Raw genomic sequence first — 20,914 nt, forward strand, 5'->3', positions numbered from 1 at the left:
TGCTGCTCACCGACGGCGGATTCCTCCTCTTCCTGCGCAACTCGATGCTCGTCGCGCTCGTGACGGTGCTCGTGTCCGGGTTCGTCTGCCTGCTCGCCGCCGTCGCCGTCGCTCGATTCCGGTTCAAGTTCCGCACCTCGGTGCTGCTGATGATCCTGGTCGTGCAGATGGTGCCGCTCGAGGCGCTGGTGATCCCGCTGTTCCTGCAGGTGAAGACCCTCGGGCTGCTGAACAACATCCTCGGGCTCATGGTCGTCTACACCGCCCTCTCGCTCGCGTTCGGCATCTGGATGCTGCGGGGCTTCGTGCAGGCCGTGCCGATCGAGCTCGAGGAGGCCGCCTACATCGACGGCGCGAGCTGGTGGCGGATGTTCCGCTCCGTGCTGCTCCCGCTGGTGATGCCGGGCCTCGTCGCGACGAGCGTGTTCAGCTTCATCACGGCCTGGAACGAGTTCATCTTCGCCATGACGATGCTCGGCGGAGCCAAGGATCAGTACACTGTCTCGATCGGTCTGAAGTCGTTCTTCGGCGAGCACTCCAACGACTGGGGAAGCATCATGGCGGCGTCGACGATCATCACCATCCCGGTCATGATCTTCTTCGTCCTGGTGCAGCGCCGGCTCTCGGCCGGACTCGTCGCAGGAGCGGTGAAGGGATGAGCGTGGCAGAGGCGAATGACGCATCGGAGCGCGACGCCGAGACGGCGCAGCTCGAGCGCCTCGCGAACGCGGTGCTGTGGCCGGGCTTCTACGGCCGCACCGTGCCGGCGTGGCTCGACGCGGCGCTGCAGCACGGGCTCGCCGGCGTGGTTTACTTCGCGCAGAACATCGGCCCCGATCTCGCCGCCCTGAGCGCCGGGATCCGCACCGCCAACCCGCAGGCGCTCATCGGCGTCGATGAGGAGGGCGGCAGCGTCACCCGGCTCGAGGCCGCGACCGGATCCACGCTCCCCGGCGCCGCGCAGCTCGGCGCGCTCGACGACGTGGCCGCGACCGCGGCGACCGGCGCAGAGCTCGCCCGCCGGGTGCGGGCGGTGGGCGCCGATGTCGTGCTCGGGCCGGTGGCGGACGTGAACACGGATCCGCGCAACCCCGTCATCGGCGTGCGCGCGTTCGGCGCCGACGCCGACCTGGTCTCGCGGCACGTGGTCGCCGCCGTCGAGGGCATCCAGGCGGGCGGTGTCGCCGCCTGCGTCAAGCACTTCCCGGGGCACGGCGATACGCACGTCGACTCGCATCACGACCTTCCGCGCATCGCCGTTGATCCGGCCGAGATCGAGCGCGTGCACCTCGCGCCGTTCCGCGCCGCGATCGCTGCGGGCGTGGACGCCGTGATGACGGCGCACATCGTCGTCCCGGCATGGGGCGAGGAGCCCGCCACGCTCAACCCTCGCGTGCTGGGCATGCTGCGGGACGCCGGATTCGACGGCGTCATCATCACCGACGCCCTCGACATGGCCGCGATCCGCGAGTCCGTCGGGATCGGCGGGGGAGGAGTGCTCGCGCTCGCCGCGGGAGCCGACCTGCTCTGCATCGGCAACCCGACGAACCCCGGTGCGAGGGCGCTGCCGGATCAGGACGAGCACGACTACCGCACGGCGCGGGACGCGATCGTCTCCGCGCTGCGGGACGGATCCCTGTCCCGCGAGCGGGTGGCCGAGGCCGGTGCCAGGGTGGCGCGGCTCGCTACGAAGCTCGCGGCGACGGCAGCGGCGGACGCCACGGATGCCGCCGTCTACGACGGTGCCGGCATCGTGCGTCGCGCGCTGCGCGTGCGCGGGGAGCTGACGACCGCGGGCGCCCCGTTCGTGGTCGATGCCCGCCGCAGTTCGACGCTCGCCGTGGACAGCGCCGCCGGTTACGTCTCGGAAGCGCTCGCCGCGGGAGCGGCGACGGTGCGTCTCGAGCCGGCGCGCCTGGATGAGACGCAACGCGGCACGGCCGTCGACGCGGCGGTCGCGCAGGCCGACGGCCGGCGGATCGCGCTGCTCGTGGACCGGATCGACACGGACCCCGCGCAGCGCGCGCTCGTCACCGCGTTCGCCGCGCGCGCGACCGATGTCGTGGCGGTGAACGTCGGCCTGCCCGTGGACGGCATGGATGTCCCGGTGATCGAGGTGGGTTCCGCGAGTAAGATCGGCGCCGAGCTCGCTCGGGAGAGGCTCGTCGGCTCCGTGCGATGATCCGCTCTCTTCGGGAGGCGGAGGGGGTGTGATGGACGCGGACGTCTTCACCGTGGTGCGCCGGGCCGTGCCGCGCCTGAGCGCCGCCGAGGCGAGGGTCGCCGAGCGCGTGCTCGCGGATCCGACCCTCGTCGTGGATCTCGCCATCACCGACCTCGCGCAGCTGTGCCGCACCTCGCTGTCGACCGTCGCGCGCTTCGCGCAGACTCTGGGCTTCAGCGGCTACCGCGAACTGCGCGTCGCCTTCGCCGGTGCCGTGGCGCGCGCGCAGGCCGAGCAGGAGCGCTTCGGCTTCGACGATGCGGTGATCGACCAGGGCGATCCGGTGGAGGCCGTCGCGGCCAAGCTCGCGGCGAGCGAGATCGGTGCGATCGAGCACACCGTCGCGGGTCTCGACTTCGTCGCGCTGGACCGCGTCGCCGTCGCGATCTCGGGCGCGAGACAGGTGCACCTGTTCGGGCAGGGCGCGTCATCGCTCACCGCGCAGGACATGCAGCTCAAGCTCGCCAGGATCGGATGCGTCGCGGTGCACTCGCCGGATCCGCACATCGCGATCACCGGCGCGTCACTGCTCGGAGCGGAGGACGTCGTCCTCGCCGTGTCGCACGATGGTGCGACCGCGGAGACGATCAGGGCCGCCGAGGTGGCGCGCGCGGCCGGGGCCTTCACGGTCGCGCTGACCAACGTCCCAGGATCCCCGGTCACGGCGGTGGCCGACGTGGTGCTCGGCACACGCGCCACGGAGTCACCACTGCGAATGGCCGCGATGTCGAGCAGGATCGCACAGCTCGCCGTGCTCGATCTGCTGTTCGTGCGCGTCGTGCAGCACCGCGGCGAGACGGTGACCGGGCCGCTGCGCGCGACCCGTCGGGCGGTCCGCGGCGCCTGACGCCGCCGGGGCGGCCTGGTCAGTCCACGTGGTCGCGGGTGCTGCCCAGCGCACGGGTCGCGATGCGGTTGGCCCTGGCCACGCAGCCGCTCAGCGACAGCCCGCTGAGCACCCCGGCGAGGAAGCCCGCCGCGAAGGCGTCGCCGGCGCCGATCGTCTCGACCACGGTCGAGGGCACGGCGGGGGCATCGGCGCGCTCGGCGCCGTCGAATGCGGTGGCCCCGTCGTCCCGCGTCACGACGAGGTGCCTCGGCCCGGGGAACAGCGCGCGCAGACGGTCCGGATCCCCGGTGCCGAAGACGGCCTCGGCGTCGTGCGCGCTGCACTGCGCCACATCGGCTGCGGCGAGATATCCGCCGAGCAGCTCGCGGGCCTCGTCCTCGCGGCCCTGCCAGAGGGCGGAGCGCCAGTTCAGGTCGAAGCCGATCAGCCTGTCGCCGCGGTCGGCGAACAGTTCGTCCTGCGCGGCGCGGGCGCCGACGGACAGCGCAGGGGTGATCCCGGTCGTGTGCACGAGCGCCGCGTCGGCGAGTACCCGCTCCGCGGCCGGCGTGTGCAGGGTCGCGGGGGAGATCCGACTGCCTGCGGATCCGGCACGGTAGTAATGCATGGCGCTCTGCACAGGGCCATCGCCCTCGGCCGAGAGCTCCTTCACGTACAGCCCTGTGGGGGCGGCGGGGTCGATCTCGACCGCGGAGGCGTCGACGCCGTGCTGTGCGAGCTCGGCGAGCAGGAAGCGGCCGAAGCCGTCATCGCCCACCCGGGAGACCACGGCAGCGCGGGAGCCGGCTGAGGCGACGGCGAGCGCGACGTTCCACTCCGCGCCGGCCAGGGAGCGCTGGAACGTCCGATTGCTCTCCAGCGGACCGGCCGTGGTGGGCACGAGCGCGACCAGGCCCTCGCCGAAGCAGGCGATCAACGGGGTTTCTGGCACGCTCGCGACGATACCGGATCCCAGTGGCAGGCACGTGTCGGGGCGCCACGCGCTCGTGGTTATACCCCCCTCGGGGCAGAAGGTCAAGAATCGCGCTGGACATGTCGCGATATCCGGCCTATAGTTGATATTTGCGCCTCGCTCCTCCCTGCCCTCATATGGTGGTCGGCAGACTCCGTACGTCTTCGCTCCTCGACAGAGCGCCTTCAGCGTGCGGCCGTGTGACGTGGCGCGCTCACCTGACGACGAGGAATCGAGACGCCCTTCGGGGCTCACGGAGGTTATTCCCTTGGCTGCTGCTCGCAACGCATCCACCCCCACCACCACCAAGAACGGGCGTGGCGCATCCCGCCTCTCGTTCGCCAAGATCTCCGACACGCTGACGGTCCCCGACCTGCTGGCCCTGCAGACCGAGTCCTTCGACTGGCTCGTGGGCAACGAGGCCTGGAAGCAGCGCGTCGCGGAGGCCAAGAAGGCCGGCCGCAAGGATCTTGCGCAGGCCAGCGGCCTGGAGGAGATCTTCGAGGAGATCTCGCCGATCRAGGACCTGAGCGAGACCATGCAGCTCTCGTTCACGAACCCGTATCTCGAGCCCGAGAAGTACTCCATCGAGGAGTGCAAGGAGCGCGGCAAGACCTACGCGGCCCCGCTGTACGTCGAGGCCGAGTTCATGAACCACCAGACCGGTGAGATCAAGACTCAGACGGTCTTCATGGGCGACTTCCCGCTGCAGACCGCCAAGGGCACGTTCATCATCAACGGCACCGAGCGCGTCGTCGTCTCGCAGCTGGTCCGCTCCCCGGGCGTCTACTTCGACAAGACCGCCGACAAGACCTCGGACAAGGACATCGTCTCGGCTCGCGTGATCCCCTCGCGCGGTGCCTGGCTCGAGTTCGAGATCGACAAGCGCGACCAGGTCGGCGTGCGCATCGACCGCAAGCGCAAGCAGTCCGTGACCGTGTTCCTCAAGGCGCTGGGCCTGACCAGCGAGGAGATCCTCGCCGAGTTCGCCGGCTTCGCCTCGATCGAGGAGACCCTGGCGAAGGACACGATCCTCACCAAGGAGGACGCGCTCCGCGACATCTACCGCAAGCTCCGTCCGGGCGAGCAGGTCGCCGCAGAGGCCGCCCGTGCGCTGCTGGACAACTTCTACTTCAACTCCAAGCGCTACGACCTGGCCAAGGTCGGTCGCTACAAGATCAACCAGAAGCTCGGCCTGGACACCCCGCTGGACGAGTCCGTCCTCACGGTCAAGGACGTCGTCGAGACGATCAAGTACCTGGTGCGCCTGCACGCCAACGTGGAGACCTTCGAGGGCATCCGCGGCGGCAAGAAGGCGGAGATCCGCCTCGCGACCGACGACATCGACAACTTCGGCAACCGTCGCATCCGCGCCGTCGGCGAGCTCATCCAGAACCAGGTCCGCACCGGCCTGTCCCGCATGGAGCGCGTCGTCCGCGAGCGCATGACCACGCAGGACATCGAGGCGATCACCCCGCAGACCCTGATCAACGTGCGCCCCGTCGTCGCCGCGATCAAGGAGTTCTTCGGCACCTCGCAGCTGTCGCAGTTCATGGACCAGAACAACCCGCTCGCGGGTCTGACCCACAAGCGCCGCCTCTCGGCCCTCGGCCCCGGTGGCCTGAGCCGTGACCGCGCCGGCGTCGAGGTGCGTGACGTGCACCCCTCGCACTACGGCCGCATGTGCCCGATCGAGACCCCTGAAGGCCCGAACATCGGTCTGATCGGCTCGCTCGCCACGTTCGCGCGGATCAACTCGTTCGGTTTCATCGAGACCCCGTACCGCAAGGTCGAGGGCGGCAAGGTCACCGAGCACATCGACTACCTGACCGCCGCCGAGGAGGTCGACTTCAACATCGCCCAGGCGAACGCCCCGCTCGACGCGGATGGCGGCTTCACCGAGGCGCACGTGCTGGCCCGCCCGAAGGGCGGATCCGGCGAGGTCGACATGTTCCTCCCCGAGGAGATCGGCTACATCGACGTCTCCCCGCGCCAGATGGTGTCGGTCGCGACCTCGCTCGTGCCGTTCCTCGAGCACGACGACGCGCAGCGCGCGCTCATGGGCGCCAACATGCAGCGCCAGGCCGTGCCGCTGCTCCGTTCCGAGTCGCCGTACGTCGGCACCGGTATGGAGGGCTACGCCGCCATCGACGCCGGTGACGTGCTCACCGCCGACAAGGCGGGTGTCGTCTCCGAGGTCTCCGCGGACCGCGTCGTGGTCATGCTCGACGAGGGCGGCACGCAGGAGTTCTACCTGCGCAAGTTCGACCGCTCGAACCACGGCACCTCGTACAACCAGAAGGTCGTCGTCTCGGCCGGTGAGCGCGTCGAGGTCGGCGAGGTCATCGCCGACGGTCCCGCCACGGAGAACGGCGAGCTCGCGCTCGGCAAGAACCTCCTCGTCGCCTTCATGACGTGGGAGGGTCACAACTTCGAGGACGCGATCATCCTCAGCCAGGACCTGGTGAAGGACGACACCCTCTCCTCGATCCACATCGAGGAGTACGAGGTCGACTCGCGCGACACGAAGCTCGGCAAGGAGGAGATCACCCGTGACCTCCCCAACGTCAGCCCCGAGCTCCTGAAGGACCTCGACGAGCGCGGCATCATCCGCATCGGTGCCGAGGTCCGCCCCGGCGACATCCTCGTCGGAAAGGTCACGCCGAAGGGCGAGACCGAGCTCTCGGCCGAGGAGCGCCTGCTCCGCGCGATCTTCAACGAGAAGAGCCGCGAGGTCCGTGACACCTCCCTGAAGGTGCCGCACGGCGAGCAGGGCACCGTCATCGCGGTCAAGGAGTTCAACGCCGAGGACGGCGACGACGAGCTCGGCTCCGGCGTCAACCGCCGCGTCGTGGTCTTCATCGCCCAGAAGCGCAAGATCACCGAGGGCGACAAGCTCGCCGGCCGCCACGGCAACAAGGGCGTCATCGCGAAGATCCTGCCGGTCGAGGACATGCCGTTCCTCGCCGACGGCACCCCGGTCGACGTGATCCTGAACCCGCTCGGCATCCCGGGCCGGATGAACTTCGGCCAGGTGCTGGAGACCCACCTCGGGTGGATCGCCGCGCAGGGCTGGAAGATCGAGGGCACCCCGGAGTGGGCAGCGCGTCTTCCCGAGGAGGCGTTCGACGTCGCCCCCGGCACCAAGCTGGCGACCCCGGTGTTCGACGGCGCCAGCGAGGAGGAGATCACCGGTCTGCTCGACTCGACGCTGCCGACCCGTGACGGTGTGCGCCTGATCGACTCGACCGGTAAGACCACCCTGTTCGACGGCCGCTCCGGCGAGCCGTTCCCGGGGCAGATCTCCGTGGGCTACATGTACATCCTGAAGCTCCACCACCTGGTCGACGACAAGATCCACGCGCGTTCGACGGGCCCCTACTCGATGATCACCCAGCAGCCGCTCGGCGGTAAGGCCCAGTTCGGCGGCCAGCGCTTCGGTGAGATGGAGGTGTGGGCGCTCGAGGCCTACGGCGCCGCCTACGCGCTGCAGGAGCTCCTCACGATCAAGTCCGACGACATCCTCGGCCGCGTCAAGGTCTACGAGGCGATCGTCAAGGGCGAGAACATCCAGGAGCCGGGCATCCCGGAGTCGTTCAAGGTGCTCATGAAGGAGATGCAGTCGCTCTGCCTGAACGTCGAGGTCCTCTCGGCCGATGGCACGGCGGTCAACCTCCGCGACACCGACGACGAGGCCTTCCGCGCCGCCGAGGAGCTGGGGATCAACATCTCCAGCCGCTTCGAGTCCGCCTCGATCGACGAGATCTGACATTTCGACGGGCTCAGCGACCTTCTGAACGGTCCCTGAGCCTGTCGAAAGGTCACCCACAGTTTGAATTTGAGACACAGGAGAACTAGTGCTCGACGCAACAACGTTCGATGAGCTTCGCATTGGCCTTGCCACCGCCGACGACATCCGCAAGTGGTCCTACGGCGAGGTCAAGAAGCCCGAGACCATCAACTACCGCACGCTGAAGCCGGAGAAGGACGGCCTCTTCGGCGAGCAGATCTTCGGCCCCTCCCGCGACTGGGAGTGCGCCTGCGGCAAGTACAAGCGCGTCCGCTTCAAGGGCATCGTGTGCGAGCGATGCGGCGTGGAGGTCACCAAGAGCTCCGTGCGCCGTGAGCGCATGGGTCACATCGAGCTCGCCGCGCCCGTCACCCACATCTGGTACTTCAAGGGCGTGCCCTCGCGCCTCGGCTACCTGCTGGACATGGCGCCGAAGGACCTCGAGAAGGTCATCTACTTCGCCGCGTACATGGTCATCTCGGTCGACGAGGACGCGCGTCACCGCGACCTGGCGACCCAGGAGAACAACATCCGTCTCGAGCTGAAGACGCTCGGCGACCGCCGCGATGCCAAGATCGCGGAGCGCCTGGCCAAGCTGGAGGAGGAGCTCGCGGCCCTCGAGGCCGAGGGCGCCAAGGCCGACGCCAAGAAGAAGGTCAAGGACGCCGCCGAGAAGGAGATGTCCCTGATCCGCAAGGGCGCTGACGAGTCGATCGTCAAGCTCGAGCGCGTGTGGGAGGACTTCCGTACCCTCGAGGTCGGCGCCCTTCGTCCCGAGGACGACGTCTTCCACGAGCTGCAGGACCGGTTCGGCCAGTACTTCGAGGCCCACATGGGCGCCGAGGCGATCCAGCGCCGCCTGGCGGCCTTCGACCTCGCCGCCGAGTCGGAGAAGCTGCACCTGCAGATCTCCGAGGGCAAGGGTCAGCGCAAGATCCGTGCGATCAAGCGCCTGAAGGTCGTGAACTCGTTCCTGGAGACCGGCATGAGCCCGGCCGCCATGGTGCTCGACGTCGTGCCGGTGATCCCGCCGGAGCTGCGCCCGATGGTGCAGCTGGACGGTGGCCGCTTCGCGACCAGCGACCTGAACGACCTGTACCGCCGCGTGATCAACCGCAACAACCGTCTTCGTCGTCTGATCGACCTCGGCGCGCCCGAGATCATCGTGAACAACGAGAAGCGCATGCTGCAGGAGGCCGTCGACGCGCTGTTCGACAACGGCCGCCGCGGTCGTCCCGTCACGGGCACCGGCAACCGTGCCCTGAAGTCCCTCAGCGACATGCTGAAGGGAAAGCAGGGTCGCTTCCGCCAGAACCTGCTCGGCAAGCGCGTGGACTACTCGGGCCGTTCGGTCATCATCGTGGGCCCGCAGCTCAAGCTGCACCAGTGCGGTCTGCCGAAGACGATGGCGATCGAGCTGTTCAAGCCGTTCGTGATCAAGCGTCTGATCGACCTGGGCCACTCGCAGAACATCAAGGCCGCCAAGCGCGCCGTCGAGCGCATGCGCCCCGAGGTCTGGGACGTGCTCGAGGAGATCATCCGCGAGCGCCCCGTGCTGCTGAACCGCGCCCCCACCCTGCACCGCCTGGGCATCCAGGCCTTCGAGCCGCAGCTCGTCGAGGGTAAGGCCATCCAGCTGCACCCGCTCGTGTGCGCGGCGTTCAACGCCGACTTCGACGGTGACCAGATGGCCGTGCACCTGCCGCTGTCGGTCGAGGCCCAGGCCGAGGCCCGCGTGCTGATGCTCGCCTCGAACAACATCCTCAAGCCGTCCGACGGCCGTCCGGTCACCCTGCCCTCGCAGGACATGATCATCGGTCTGCACCACCTGACCACGGTCAAGGAGGGCGCGACCGGCGAGGGCCGTGCGTTCGGTTCCGTGGGCGAGGCGATCCTGGCGAAGGACGAGGGCACCCTCGACCTGCAGGCCAAGGTCCGCATCCGCATCCCGGGTCTGACGTTCCTCGAGGGCGAAGCCCCCGAGGGCTACGAGCGCCACGGTCTCGTGGACACCTCGCTCGGCCAGGCGATCTTCAACGACACGCTGCCGAAGGGCTACCCCTTCGTGCGCGGCGTCGCCGACAAGGGCAAGCTGTCCCAGATCGTCAACAAGCTGGCCGAGGAGTACCCGAAGGTCGAGACGGCTGCGTCGCTGGACCGGATCAAGGACGCCGGCTTCTACTGGGCCACGCGTTCCGGTGTGACCGTCGCGCTCAGCGACGTCATCACCCCGCCGAACAAGGGCGAGATCGTCGCGGGCTACGAGAAGCAGGCCGAGAAGGTCCAGGGCCAGTACGACAAGGGCCTCATCACCGACGCCGAGCGTCGTCGGGAGCTCATCCAGATCTGGACCGCGGCGACGGACGACGTCCAGGCGGCCATGATGGCGAACTTCCCGGTGGACAACACCATCAACCGCATGGTGTCCTCCGGCGCCCGTGGTAACTGGCTGCAGATCCGTAACATCGCGGGTATGCGTGGTCTGGTGAACAACCCCAAGGGTGAGCTCATCCCGCGTCCGATCATCTCCTCGTACCGCGAGGGCCTGTCGGTGGCGGAGTACTTCATCGCCACGCACGGTACCCGTAAGGGTCTCGCCGACACCGCCCTGCGCACCGCCGACTCGGGTTACCTGACCCGTCGTCTGGTGGACGTCTCGCAGGACGTCATCATCCGTGAGGACGACTGCGGCACGTCGAAGGGCCTGGAGCTGCCGATCGCCGCGCCGAACAGCGCCGGCGAGCTGGTGCGCGACGCGAACGTGGAGAACTCCGTGTTCGCCCGTACGCTCGCGTCCGACGTCGTGAACGAGGCCGGCGAGGTTCTCGCCAGCGCCGGTGAGGACGTCGGCGACGTGCTCATCGACAAGCTGGTCGCGCTCGGCGTGGAGTCCATCAAGGTCCGCTCCGTGCTGACCTGCGACTCGGCCGTCGGCGTCTGCGCGCAGTGCTACGGCCGCTCGCTGGCCACCGGCAAGACGGTGGACATCGGCGAGGCCGTCGGCATCATCGCGGCCCAGTCGATCGGTGAGCCCGGAACGCAGCTGACGATGCGTACCTTCCACCTCGCCTCCGCCGGTGACATCACGCAGGGTCTGCCGCGTGTGCAGGAGCTCTTCGAGGCGCGTACCCCGAAGGGCGCGTCCCCGATCGCCGAGGCCGATGGCCGCATCACGATCGAGGAGACCGACAAGTCCAAGAAGGTCATCCTCACGCCCGACAACGGAGACGAGGAAGTGGTCTACCCGGTGCTGAAGCGTGCGACGCTCCTCGTCGAGGACGGCCAGCACGTCGTCGTCGGCGAGCCGCTCCAGGTCGGAACGCTCGACCCCAAGGAGGTCATGCGCGTCATGGGCGCCCGCGAGGTGCAGCGCTACCTCGTCAACGGAGTGCAGGGCGTGTACCGCTCCCAGGGTGTGCCGATCCACGACAAGCACATCGAGGTCATCGTGCGCCAGATGCTGCGCAAGGTCACCGTCGTCGACCACGGCGACACGACCCTGCTGCCCGGCGAGATGCTCGACGCCCGTCGTTACCAGGACGTCAACCGTGCGACCGTGGCAGAGGGCAAGCGCCCCGCGTCCGGCCGTCCGGAGCTGATGGGTATCACGAAGGCGTCGCTCGCGACCGAGTCGTGGCTGTCGGCCGCTTCCTTCCAGGAGACGACCCGCGTGCTCACGCAGGCCGCCATGGAGGGCAAGAGCGACCCGCTGGTCGGCCTCAAGGAGAACGTCATCATCGGAAAGCTGATCCCCGCGGGGACCGGCCTGCGCCGCTACCGCGACATCACGGTGGAGGCGACCGAGGAGGCCAAGAGCGAGCGCTACCCGAACCGGATCTTCGCATCCGACGGTGCGTACGCCGACGGTGACTTCGGTTACGTCGACTTCGACGCGTTCTCCACCGACGACATCACGCCCGGCACCTACAACTGAGTGAGGCGAGAGCCGAGAGAGCCTGCTCGCTCGGCCGAGCCGACGGACTGATCGTCTGACGGAAGGGCCCCGGATCTTCGGATCCGGGGCCCTTCCGCGTTCCCGGATCCCGCTCCCGGGGCTCGACCATCCGCTCCCGGGGCTCGACCATCCGCTCCCGTCGCGAAAGGTGCCGCCATTTCGTTCGGAAAGCATTCGGCGCTGCGCGGGGCGGCTCGGGGCCGCTCAGGATCCGAAGATGCTCGCCACGATGCTCGAGGTGTAGCCCTTCGGGGCGAGGTTGGAATAGCGGGTGTCGATGAGCACGTCGTCGCGCCAGAACAGCGTGCGGCCATCCGTGACCGGGTACTTCGGGTCTTGCCACTCCTTCTCGCAGCGCGTGCCCTTGTCCGGCGTGTAGCAGCTGTAGCCCTCGGTCTTGACGAGACCGTTCAGCATGTCCAGCGCCTCGCCGCGGGCCTTGCGGGAGATCGTCGTGGTGATGTTCGTCGTATCGGCCTTCGGATCCGCCCAGATGCAGATCAGGCTCCCGTCGGCTTGAACGCCGCTCGGCCCGAACACGGGGGAGTTCAAGGGAGTGTCGCCGAGCTGCGAGCGCACGTCGGCGGACAGGAGTGCGGGGCAGTCCTTCGGCAGCGCGACCGGGGTCGACGTCGGGGTGGGGGTCGGCGATCCGCTCTTTCCGGGGGACGGCGTCTTCGTCGACGACGCGGAGCCGGATCCTGTCGCGGAAGGGGACCCGCCGGGGGCCGAGGGGCTGCACGCGGCCAGCGCGGTGGCGAGGGCGAGCACGGTGAGAGCGACCGCGACGCTGCGTGTCTTCATGGCGCCAGGATAAGGGTCAGCGTTCGCCGGTCCGAGCGGCGCTCCGGAGTAGCCTGGGGAGATCTTCGGAGTCCATCCGGGGAGAAGGGGGCGGCATGACCGAGCATCGTGTGGTGGTCGTGGGCGAGGCGAGGGTCGATGAGATCCGGGACCCGGGCGGAGTGCGCGAGAGCGTGACCGGCGACGCCGTGGAGCTCGCCGCCGCCCTGCTCGGTCACGGTCTGATCCTGACCGTCGTCGCGCCGGTCGCGGAGGATGCCGACGGCGACCGGATCCGCACGGCGCTGCAGGATCGCGGGATCCGCCTCGTCTCCGTCCCCGCGCCCGAGGGCACGCTGCGCCGCTCGATCGTGCGGGATCGCGGCGGCGTGGAGGTCGAGCTGCGCCGGGGAGAGAGCGCGTTCACCGACACGCGCCGGTCGCTGGCCGCCCAGGGAGAGGCCGACCTGATCGTGGACTTCCGCGACCGCGATGGCTCGACGATCGCCGAGGTGCGCGATGAGGTGCTGAGCGCGTTGGGGCTCGGCGCGCCCGCCGATGCTGCGGAAGCGTCGTTTCCGAGGGAAGGCGGTGCCGAGGAGGTCGCTCCGGGGATGGCGCAGCCGGAGCAGGGGCGCGCGCCGGTGCCAGAGACGGAGGCGCCCGTGGAGGCGCCCGCAGAGGCAACCTCGGAGGCGCCGACTGTCGCTGCTGCACACGCGGCAGTGCTCCTGCCCGCCCCGATCGTCGCCGGCACGAACCGACACACGCCGGTGCGGCTCCTGCCGGATCCGCCGGTCGCGCACGCCCCGGCGCCGGATTGGCACGGGCTCGAAGCCCGGCTCGCCCGCATCGCGACCTGACGAGGAGAGCACCCGCGACGCGCTTCGCACCCGCGACGAGCTCCGCGCCCGCCCTGGTTCAGTGCCGCGGCGCGTAGCGCACGGGCGGATGCGTGCGCAGGACCAGATCGCGCAGATCCTCGAGGGAGGCATCCGCGCCGAACACCCCGGCCGCGCGTGCCTGCACGAGAACATTGCCGAGCGCGGTGGCCTCCACCGGCCCCGCGAGCACCGGCAGGCCCGACCGATCCGCAGTCGCCTGGCACAACAGCCGGTTGAGGGATCCGCCGCCGATGAGGTCGATCACGTCGACTCCGCGGCCCGTGAGCGCCGCTGCGGCTCCGACGGCGTCCGCGAACGCCTGGGCGATCGACTCCACAACCATGCGGACGAACGCGGCGCGAGTGACGGGCGGCTCACCGCCGGCGGCGCGGACGACGGCGGCGATGCGCGCGGGCATGTCGCCGGGCGCGCTCAACGACGGATCGTTCGCGTCGAACACGGAGACCGGGACGCTCGTCGTGGCGGCCAGCGCCACGAGCTCGGGCAGGTCGATGGGCGCGCCGTCCTCGGCCTCCCAGGCGCGCACGGTCTCGTTGAGCAGCCACAGTCCCGTCACGTTGTGCAGGAAGCGGATCCGTCCGTCGACCCCGAGTTCGTGCGTGAACCCCGCGTCGCGGGCGGCATCGGTGAGCACAGGGGCGTCGAGCTCGAGCCCGACCAGGCCCCAGGTGCCGCAGGAGATGTAGGCCGCCGAGGGGGAGGCCAGGGGGGCGGCGACGACCGCCGAGGCCGTGTCGTGGGATCCGACCGCGACGACGGGCAGATCCGCGCCGATCCGGGCCGCGACGGCCGGAAGCAGACGCCCGATCCTCTGTCCGGGGTCGACGAGCGCCGGCAGCAGGTCGGCGCGGATCCCGATCCGCTCCGCGAGCGCGACGTCCCACTCCCGATCGTGCACGCCGAGCAGTCCCGTGGTCGACGCGTTCGTGCGCTCTGCGACGCGGGCGCCCGTGAGGCGGTGGGCGACGAGGTCGGGGACGAGCAGTGCGGTCTCCGCCTCGGGCGCGGCGTCATCCGTCGCGAGCTGGTACAGCGTGGTGAACGGCAGGAACTGCAGGCCGTTGCGGGCGTACAGCTCGGCGAAAGGCACCCGCGCGTGCACGATGTCGACGCCGCGGGCGCCGCGATCGTCGCGGTAGTGGAACGGCTCGGCCCGCGGCGCGGCGCCCCGCAGCAGTCCGTAATCGACCGCCCACGTGTCGACGCCGATGCTCTCGATCGAGGGCTCGCGACGCACCGCCTCGGCGAGGCCCTCGATGACGCGCTCCATGAGCGCTTCGAAATCCCAGTGCAKGCCGTCGGGGCGCCGCACGGGCCCGTTCGGGAAACGCGCCACCTGCTCGAGCTCGAGCAGGTCTGCTCCGACGCGGCCGATCATCACGCGTCCGCTCGTGGCGCCGAGGTCGACGGCGACGAACGCGCGGGGGCGCTGCGGTGCGCTCATCGGGTCGCCGCCTGCGCCGAGCCCACGGAAAGCTGCCGAGCGCACGCCCCGTTCGCGCGAACGACCCGTGCGCTCGGCGCGAACCCGTGCACTCGGCCGAGCGCGCTCGGCGCGAACCCGTGCACTCGGCGAAGCGGAGTCATCGCAGGAAGGCGGCGGCGACGCCGGAGTCGACGGGGATGTGCAGTCCTGTCGTGCGGCTGAGCTCGGGACCGGTGAGCACGTAGACCGCGTCGGCGACGTTCTCCGGCACGACTTCGCGCTTGAGGATCGTGCGGTTCGCGTAGAACTGGCCGAGGTCCTCTTCGGCGACGCCGTAGGTCGCGGCACGGTTCGCACCCCAGCCCGAAGCGAAGATGCCGGATCCGCGCACGACGCCGTCGTGGTTGATGCCGTTCACGCGCACGCCGTGCTCGCCGAGCTCGACCGCGAGCAGTCGCACCTGGTGCGCCTGATCGGCCTTCGTGGCGGAATACGCGATGTTGTTGGGCCCCGCGAAGACGCTGTTCTTCGAGGAGATGTAAATGATGTCGCCGCCGAGCTTCTGATCGATGAGGATCCGGGCCGCGGCCTTCGAGACGAGGAAGGATCCCTTCGCCATCACGTCGTGCTGCAGATCCCAGTCCTGCTCGGTGGTCTCCAGGAGAGGCTTGGAGAGCGACAGACCCGCGTTGTTCACGACGAGGTCGACGCCGCCGAACGCGAGCACCGCTTCGTGCAGAGCAGCCTGCACCGCGTCGGCATCGGCGACGTTCGCCGCCACGCCGATCGCGACGTCGGTGTTCCCGAGCTCGGCCGCGGTCGCCCGGGCCTTGGCGAGATCGAGGTCGGCGACGACCACGCACGCGCCCTCGGCCGCGAGCCGGGTGGCGATGGCCTTGCCGATCCCGGAGGCCGCTCCGGTCACGAACGCGATCCGCCCCTGGTGGCTCCGCGGCTTCGGCATCCGCTGCAGCTTCGCCTCCTCGAGCGCCCAGTACTCGATGCGGAACTTCTCCGCGTCGGAGATGGGGGAGTACGAAGACAACGCCTCGGCGCCGCGCATCACGTTGATCGCGTTGACGTAGAACTCGCCCGCCACGCGCGCGGTCTGCTTGTTCGCACCGTAGGAGAACATGCCCACCCCGGGCACGAGCACGATGAGCGGATCCGCGCCGCGGATCGCGGGGGACGCCGGTTCGGCCGCTGAGCCCGCCGAAGCGTGCGCGTCGTAGTACGCCTGGTAGTCCGCGCGGTACGCGGCGTGCAGCTCGTGCAGGCGCGCGATCTGCTCCTCGGCGGTCGCCGTCGCGGGCAGGTCGAGGATGAGGGGCTTGACCTTGGTGCGCAGGAAGTGATCTGGGCAGCTCGTGCCGAGCGCGGCGAGCGCCGGGGCCTTCTCGGCGGCGAGGAAGTCGAGCACGACAGCGGCGTCGGTGAAGTGTCCGACCATGGGCCGGTCTGTCGAGGCGATGCCGCGGATCGTGCCAGCCAGCGCCGCGGCACGCTCGCGGCGCACGGCCGAGGGCAGTGCCTCGAAGCCGGCGCGGACGCCCCCGAACGGCTCCGCCTTCCCGTTCTCCGCGATGTACGCGGCGGCCGTCTCGATGATCCAGAGCGAGTTGGCCTCGGCCTCCTCTGACGTGTTGCCCCACGCCGTGATGCCATGCCCGCCGAGGATGCAGCCCACGGCATCGGGGTTCTCCGCCTTGACCTGGGCGATGTCCAGCCCCAGCTGGAATCCGGGGCGCCGCCACGGCACCCACGCCACCCTGCCGCCGAAGATCGCCGCCGTGAGCGACTCCCCATCGGCCGCGGTCGCGATCGCGATGCCGCTGTCGGGGTGCAGGTGATCCACGTGCGCCGCGTCGACGAGCCCGTGCATCGCGGTGTCGATCGACGGCGCGGCTCCTCCCTTGCCGTGCAGGCAGTAGTCGAACGCGGCGACCATCTCGTCCTCGCGATCCACTCCGGGGTAGACGTCCTGCAGCGCGCGCAGCCTGTCCAGGCGCAGCACCGCGAGGCCCTGCTCGGTGAGCGTGCCCAGGTCGCCGCCGGAGCCCTTCACCCAGAGCAGCTCGACGGGCTGTCCCGTGACGGGGTCCGTGTCGGTGCCCTTCGCGGAGGTGTTCCCGCCCGCATAGTTCGTGTTCTTCGGGTCGGCGCCCAGGCGGTTGCTGCGCGCGATCAGCTCGGCGGCGGTGGGGGAGGTCATGTCTTTTCCTTGGATGCGGTGATCGTGCAGGGTCTCGGGCGGTGGCAGGAGGGCGCTCAGGCGCCCCAACCGGCCGGGGCTCCGCCGACGCGTTCGGCGGAGATGCGCTCCAGGTAGCCGGAGGCGAGGAAGGCCGCCATCGGGTCGGCGGGAAGGCCGCGCTCCTCGCGCCAGGCGGCGAGCGCCGGACGCACGTCGGTGTAGAACGCGTCCATCAGCACGGCGTTCGCGGCCAGCACGTCGTTCGCGCGTTGCGCGGCGGTCAGCGCCTCGCGGTCGATCAGCAGGGCGCGGGCGGTCATCTCCTGCACGTTCAGCACCGAGCGGATCTGTCCCGGGATCTTCGCCTCGATGTTGTGGCACTGGTCGAGCATGAACGCCACGTCGGGGTTGTTCAGGCCGCCGCCGCGGATCACCTCGGCGAGGATGCGGAACAGCTGGAACGGATCCGCGGCTCCTACGATGAGGTCGTCGTCGGCGTAGAAGCGCGAGTTGAAGTCGAACGAGCCGAGCTTGCCGAGGCGCAGCAGCTGCATGACGATGAACTCGATGTTGGTGCCGGGGGCGTGGTGCCCGGTGTCCAGGCACACCATCGCCCGCTCGCCGAGCGCCGCGACCTGCGCATAGCTCGTGCCCCAGTCCGGCACGTCGGTGTGATAGAACGCGGGCTCGAAGAACTTGTACTCCAGCACGAGGCGTTGCGCATCGCCGAGGCGCGCGTAGATCCGCTGCAGCGAGTCCTGCAAGCGGTCCTGCCGGTCGCGCATGTCGTTCTGCCCCGGGTAGTTGGATCCCTCCGCGAGCCAGATCTTCAGATCCCGGGATCCGGTCGCGTGCATCACGTCGATGCACGCGAGGTGGTGGTCGATCGCCTTCTGCCGGATCCGGTCGTCCTCGTGCGCGAGCGCGCCGAACTTGTAGTCCTCGTCCTGGAACGTGTTGGAGTTCACCGTGCCCAGGGCGACGCCCAGGTCCTCCGCATGGCGGCGCAGGTCGTCGTAGGAGTCGACGAGATCCCACGGGATGTGCAGCGCCACGGCGGGCGCCAGAGCGGTGTACGCGTGCACCTGGGCGGCGTCGGCGATCTTCTCGAACGGATCGCGGGGCGTGCCCGGTGTGCCGAACACCCGGAAGCGCGTGCCGGAGTTTCCGAACGCCCAGCTGGGCAGTTCGATCGACTGCTTCTCGAGCTCGGCGAGGATCTCGGGGGAGAGCGTGGTCATGATGCGGTGCTTTCTTCGAGGGCGGACGTGCGGCGGGCAGCGGCGAGCTGATCCGCCAGGTGGAAGATCTCGGTGAGTGCGGTCGAGGCCTGGTCGGGCCGACCGTCGAGGCCGAGGAAGTAGGGCGCCATGTCGGACTCCCACTGCGCCGCGATCGGCGAGGCAGCGAGGTAGGCCTGAGCCGCGGCGTCGTCGTCGGTCTCGTAGTAGCCCACGAGCCGACCGCCTTCGGCGAGGAACAGCGAGTAGTTGCGCCGGCCCGCGGCGGCGATCTCGGCGAGCATCTCCGGACGCACCGGGGTGTGGCGGGCGACGTAGTCGTTGATGAGCTCGGGCCTGATGCGGAGCTCGAAGCAGTGGCGTGTCATTGTCATCCCCTTCCTCGGTTCGATCGGAACGCGCCATGAAATGAAACGTTTCATAACCAACGATGGCAAGGCTATGACATGCGTCGCTGCTCCGTCAATACTCGGGCTGGCTATGCTCGGCCCGTCCCTATGATTCGTTTCACACATCCCACGCCGCGCAGCGGTTAGAGTCGGAGCGGGAGGAACGATGTCGGCGAGCGTGAAGGACGTCGCGGAAGCGGCAGGGGTCTCGGTGGGGACGGTCTCCAACGTCCTGAACCGGCCGGACCGCGTCGCGGAGGCGACGGTCGCGCGCGTTCAGGAGGCGATCAGCAGGCTGGGGTTCGTGCGCAACGATGCGGCGCGGCAACTGCGCGCAGGCCGAAGCAACAGCATCGGCCTCGTGGTGCTGGATGCCCGCAACCCGTTCTTCGCCGACGTCGCGCAGGGCGTGGAGGAGCGCGCGGCGGAGCACGGCCTCACGGTCCTCGTCGCGAACAGCGATGAGAAGGCGGATCGGGAGCAGGCCCACATCGACCTGTTCGAGCAGCAGCGCGTGCACGGGGTGCTGATCACGCCCGTCGCGGAGTCGCTGCCCCGCCTGCGGCGGCTCCGCGAGCGCGGCATGCCCACCGTCCTCGTCGATCGCGAATCACAGGACGGCGACTTTCCCTCGGTCGCGGTCGACGACGTGAGTGGCGGACGCATCGCCGTGGAGCACCTCTGCGATATCGGGCGCCGGAGGATCGCATTCGTGGGCGGACCGCTCTCGCTCCGCCAGGTGTCCGATCGCCTCGAAGGCGCGCAGCGTGCGGTAGCAGGCCGCGACGACGCCACCGTGGAGTTCATCGGCACGGAGGCGCTGACGGTCCAGGCCGGGCGGGATGCGGGTCGCCGGATCCTCGAGCGCGAGCCTTCCGCCAGGCCGCACGCGATCTTCGCGGCCAACGACCTCCTCGCGCTGGGCCTGCTGCAGGCGCTCGTGATGACCGGCGATGTACGCGTGCCGGAGGACATCGCGCTGATCGGCTACGACGACATCGACTTCGCCTCCTCTGCGGTCATTCCGCTGAGTTCGGTGCGTCAACCGGCCGCCCTCATCGGCTCGACAGCCGTCGACGTCCTCATGCGGATCGCCGACGATCCGCACGCCGCGAACGAGCACGTCGTGTTCCAGCCCGAGCTCATCGTGCGGGCCTCGACCGGCGGGTCCGCCGCCCTCTGATCGGCCCGCCGGATCGGCGCGCTCCGCTCGATTTCTCGTGTCCGGATCCGCCGGGTATGCTTGATCTTCGCGCCCCCGGTCGGCTGGAAAAGCGGGGCGGGCGTGCATGGCAAGTTGCCCGAGCGGCCAAAGGGAGCTGACTGTAAATCAGCCGCGTAATGCTTCGGGGGTTCGAATCCCTCACTTGCCACCCAAACGACGAAGGCCTCCGCAATGCGGGGGCCTTCGTCTTTGCGCGGATGCGTGGCATCGCACCAAGTGTCAGCCTCTCCGGCGTCTGCACCGTAAGTCGTCGGTCGTGGCCGTTCGTCTCTGCGTCTCAGGTCGTTCGGGGACAGACAGGATCACGTGGAGCCGATTACCCTGGCCGTCATGTCGCCCCGCGGGCGACGGGAGCGAACCCAGGGGGAGTCATGTCGATGATGCAAAATGATGGTGCAAGTGCCGCTTCCGGGTGGGGGGGTCGGAAGCGTCTTGTTGCCGGCGCGGCGGGTATGGCGCTGGCCCTCTCCGTGTCAGTCGGAGTGGCTATCGCGCACCCGGTGCCGGTGACTTCGCAGGCCCTCGGCACCTGCAACGCCGGTCGCGACGGTGCCCGTGAGATGTGGAACGGAAAAGAGTTCGAGTGCAAGTGGATGGGGTGGTTCAGTTGGGAGTGGGTCCTGGTAGGACGTGGGGGTTCCGGCGGTCGCTTCGTCGTCCAGGCCTGAGCGGCTCGCCATGGAAGATCTGAAGCGCACGCCTGCGAGGGAGTTCTTCGAGGTGCTCGACCTCATCACCGAGGATCCTTGGAGCGAGCAGCACGTCGGCTACTTCGCGGACAAGGTGAACGCTCAGAGGGTCGCAGACGACGGCCAGGTTCGGAGTCCACACGCCGCAGGCAGCTTCATCAGGATCCACACCTTCGACGACAACATCGCCGGCTTCTTCCGGTAGAGCTGCAGATCCAGGAGCGACGGACGGGCCCGGCGGGCGAGGTCGTGTCTGTTGAGGTGGTCAGCGCTCGGCGCCGCGCAGATTCA

At 69.4% G+C, this 20,914-nt stretch carries 14 protein-coding genes and 1 tRNA gene; 9 read left to right on the forward strand and 6 right to left on the reverse strand.

Features of this window, described 5'->3' with window-relative positions:
* The 3 genes from AC1DG4_RS15865 to AC1DG4_RS15875 all read left to right on the forward strand — a co-directional run.
* Positions 1-659 (forward strand): carbohydrate ABC transporter permease (locus tag AC1DG4_RS15865; RefSeq protein ID WP_477421336.1); only part of this gene is annotated, 659 nt, incomplete at its 5' end.
* Positions 656-2,182, forward strand: coding sequence for a glycoside hydrolase family 3 protein (locus AC1DG4_RS15870; RefSeq protein ID WP_477380303.1), 1,527 nt, complete (start codon positions 656-658; stop codon positions 2,180-2,182). The genes AC1DG4_RS15865 and AC1DG4_RS15870, both read left to right, overlap by 4 nt.
* Positions 2,183-2,213: 31 nt before the next feature.
* Entirely contained in the window at positions 2,214-3,071 is an 858-nt protein-coding gene (locus AC1DG4_RS15875; RefSeq protein WP_477380301.1) for a MurR/RpiR family transcriptional regulator, read from the forward strand.
* A gap of 19 nt (positions 3,072-3,090) precedes the next feature.
* Here the strand turns inward: AC1DG4_RS15875 and AC1DG4_RS15880 are convergent, their stop codons facing one another.
* Positions 3,091-4,005, reverse strand: coding sequence for a sugar kinase (locus AC1DG4_RS15880; RefSeq protein WP_477380299.1), 915 nt, complete (start codon positions 4,003-4,005; stop codon positions 3,091-3,093).
* Positions 4,006-4,294: 289 nt separating this feature from the next.
* Between AC1DG4_RS15880 and rpoB the strand changes: the two genes are divergently transcribed.
* On the forward strand, positions 4,295-7,795 hold the full coding sequence (gene rpoB / locus AC1DG4_RS15885; RefSeq protein WP_477421337.1) for a DNA-directed RNA polymerase subunit beta: 3,501 nt from the start codon (positions 4,295-4,297) through the stop codon (positions 7,793-7,795).
* Positions 7,796-7,883: 88 nt separating this feature from the next.
* Positions 7,884-11,750 (forward strand): DNA-directed RNA polymerase subunit beta', encoded by a 3,867-nt coding sequence (rpoC, locus tag AC1DG4_RS15890; protein ID WP_477380295.1) that lies wholly within the window; start codon positions 7,884-7,886, stop codon positions 11,748-11,750.
* A 225-nt stretch (positions 11,751-11,975) separates the two neighbouring features.
* Here rpoC and AC1DG4_RS15895 read toward each other — a convergent pair whose 3' ends face one another.
* Positions 11,976-12,575, reverse strand: a complete 600-nt coding sequence (locus AC1DG4_RS15895) for a hypothetical protein (protein ID WP_477380293.1) — start codon at positions 12,573-12,575, stop codon at positions 11,976-11,978.
* A gap of 95 nt (positions 12,576-12,670) precedes the next feature.
* On the opposite strand from AC1DG4_RS15895, the gene AC1DG4_RS15900 reads away from it, so the two are divergent.
* Complete coding sequence (locus AC1DG4_RS15900; protein ID WP_477380291.1) at positions 12,671-13,417, forward strand: hypothetical protein; 747 nt, start codon at positions 12,671-12,673, stop codon at positions 13,415-13,417.
* A 58-nt stretch (positions 13,418-13,475) separates the two neighbouring features.
* On the opposite strand, the gene AC1DG4_RS15905 is transcribed toward AC1DG4_RS15900, so the two are convergent.
* The 4 genes from AC1DG4_RS15905 to AC1DG4_RS15920 all read right to left on the reverse strand — a co-directional run bounded on the left by AC1DG4_RS15905 (position 13,476) and on the right by AC1DG4_RS15920 (position 18,688).
* Entirely contained in the window at positions 13,476-14,903 is a 1,428-nt protein-coding gene (locus AC1DG4_RS15905; protein ID WP_477421338.1) for a rhamnulokinase, read from the reverse strand.
* Positions 14,904-15,042: 139 nt separating this feature from the next.
* On the reverse strand, positions 15,043-17,097 hold the full coding sequence (locus AC1DG4_RS15910) for a bifunctional aldolase/short-chain dehydrogenase (RefSeq protein ID WP_477421339.1): 2,055 nt from the start codon (positions 17,095-17,097) through the stop codon (positions 15,043-15,045).
* A gap of 56 nt (positions 17,098-17,153) precedes the next feature.
* Positions 17,154-18,320, reverse strand: a complete 1,167-nt coding sequence (gene rhaI, locus AC1DG4_RS15915; RefSeq protein WP_477380286.1) for an L-rhamnose isomerase — start codon at positions 18,318-18,320, stop codon at positions 17,154-17,156.
* Positions 18,317-18,688 (reverse strand): L-rhamnose mutarotase, encoded by a 372-nt coding sequence (locus tag AC1DG4_RS15920; protein ID WP_477380417.1) that lies wholly within the window; start codon positions 18,686-18,688, stop codon positions 18,317-18,319. The genes rhaI and AC1DG4_RS15920 overlap by 4 nt, the downstream gene beginning before the upstream one ends.
* Positions 18,689-18,875: 187 nt before the next feature.
* Here AC1DG4_RS15920 and AC1DG4_RS15925 point away from each other — a divergent pair, with 187 nt between their 5' ends.
* From AC1DG4_RS15925 to AC1DG4_RS15935, 3 genes are all read left to right on the forward strand, one after another.
* Positions 18,876-19,892 (forward strand): LacI family DNA-binding transcriptional regulator, encoded by a 1,017-nt coding sequence (locus AC1DG4_RS15925; RefSeq protein ID WP_477380284.1) that lies wholly within the window; start codon positions 18,876-18,878, stop codon positions 19,890-19,892.
* A 108-nt stretch (positions 19,893-20,000) separates the two neighbouring features.
* Positions 20,001-20,082, forward strand: a tRNA-Tyr gene (locus tag AC1DG4_RS15930).
* A 530-nt stretch (positions 20,083-20,612) separates the two neighbouring features.
* Positions 20,613-20,828: a hypothetical protein gene (locus tag AC1DG4_RS15935; RefSeq protein WP_477380282.1), complete on the forward strand. Its 216-nt coding sequence runs from the start codon at positions 20,613-20,615 to the stop codon at positions 20,826-20,828.
* Positions 20,829-20,914 lie beyond the last annotated feature (86 nt).

This window comes from Microbacterium sp. 05N427 (assembly GCF_056397105.1).

Bases quoted from the DNA above. Each gene is read 5' to 3' on its own strand.
- AC1DG4_RS15920 (WP_477380417.1), bottom strand. From the start codon at position 18,688: ATGACACGCCACTGCTTCGAGCTCCGCATCAGGCCCGAGCTCATCAAC.
- AC1DG4_RS15935 (WP_477380282.1), top strand. From the start codon at position 20,613: ATGGAAGATCTGAAGCGCACGCCTGCGAGGGAGTTCTTCGAGGTGCTC.
- AC1DG4_RS15895 (WP_477380293.1), bottom strand. From the start codon at position 12,575: ATGAAGACACGCAGCGTCGCGGTCGCTCTCACCGTGCTCGCCCTCGCC.
- AC1DG4_RS15900 (WP_477380291.1), top strand. From the start codon at position 12,671: ATGACCGAGCATCGTGTGGTGGTCGTGGGCGAGGCGAGGGTCGATGAG.
- AC1DG4_RS15910 (WP_477421339.1), bottom strand. From the start codon at position 17,097: ATGACCTCCCCCACCGCCGCCGAGCTGATCGCGCGCAGCAACCGCCTG.
- rhaI (WP_477380286.1), bottom strand. From the start codon at position 18,320: ATGACCACGCTCTCCCCCGAGATCCTCGCCGAGCTCGAGAAGCAGTCG.
- AC1DG4_RS15875 (WP_477380301.1), top strand. From the start codon at position 2,214: ATGGACGCGGACGTCTTCACCGTGGTGCGCCGGGCCGTGCCGCGCCTG.
- AC1DG4_RS15925 (WP_477380284.1), top strand. From the start codon at position 18,876: ATGTCGGCGAGCGTGAAGGACGTCGCGGAAGCGGCAGGGGTCTCGGTG.
- AC1DG4_RS15870 (WP_477380303.1), top strand. From the start codon at position 656: ATGAGCGTGGCAGAGGCGAATGACGCATCGGAGCGCGACGCCGAGACG.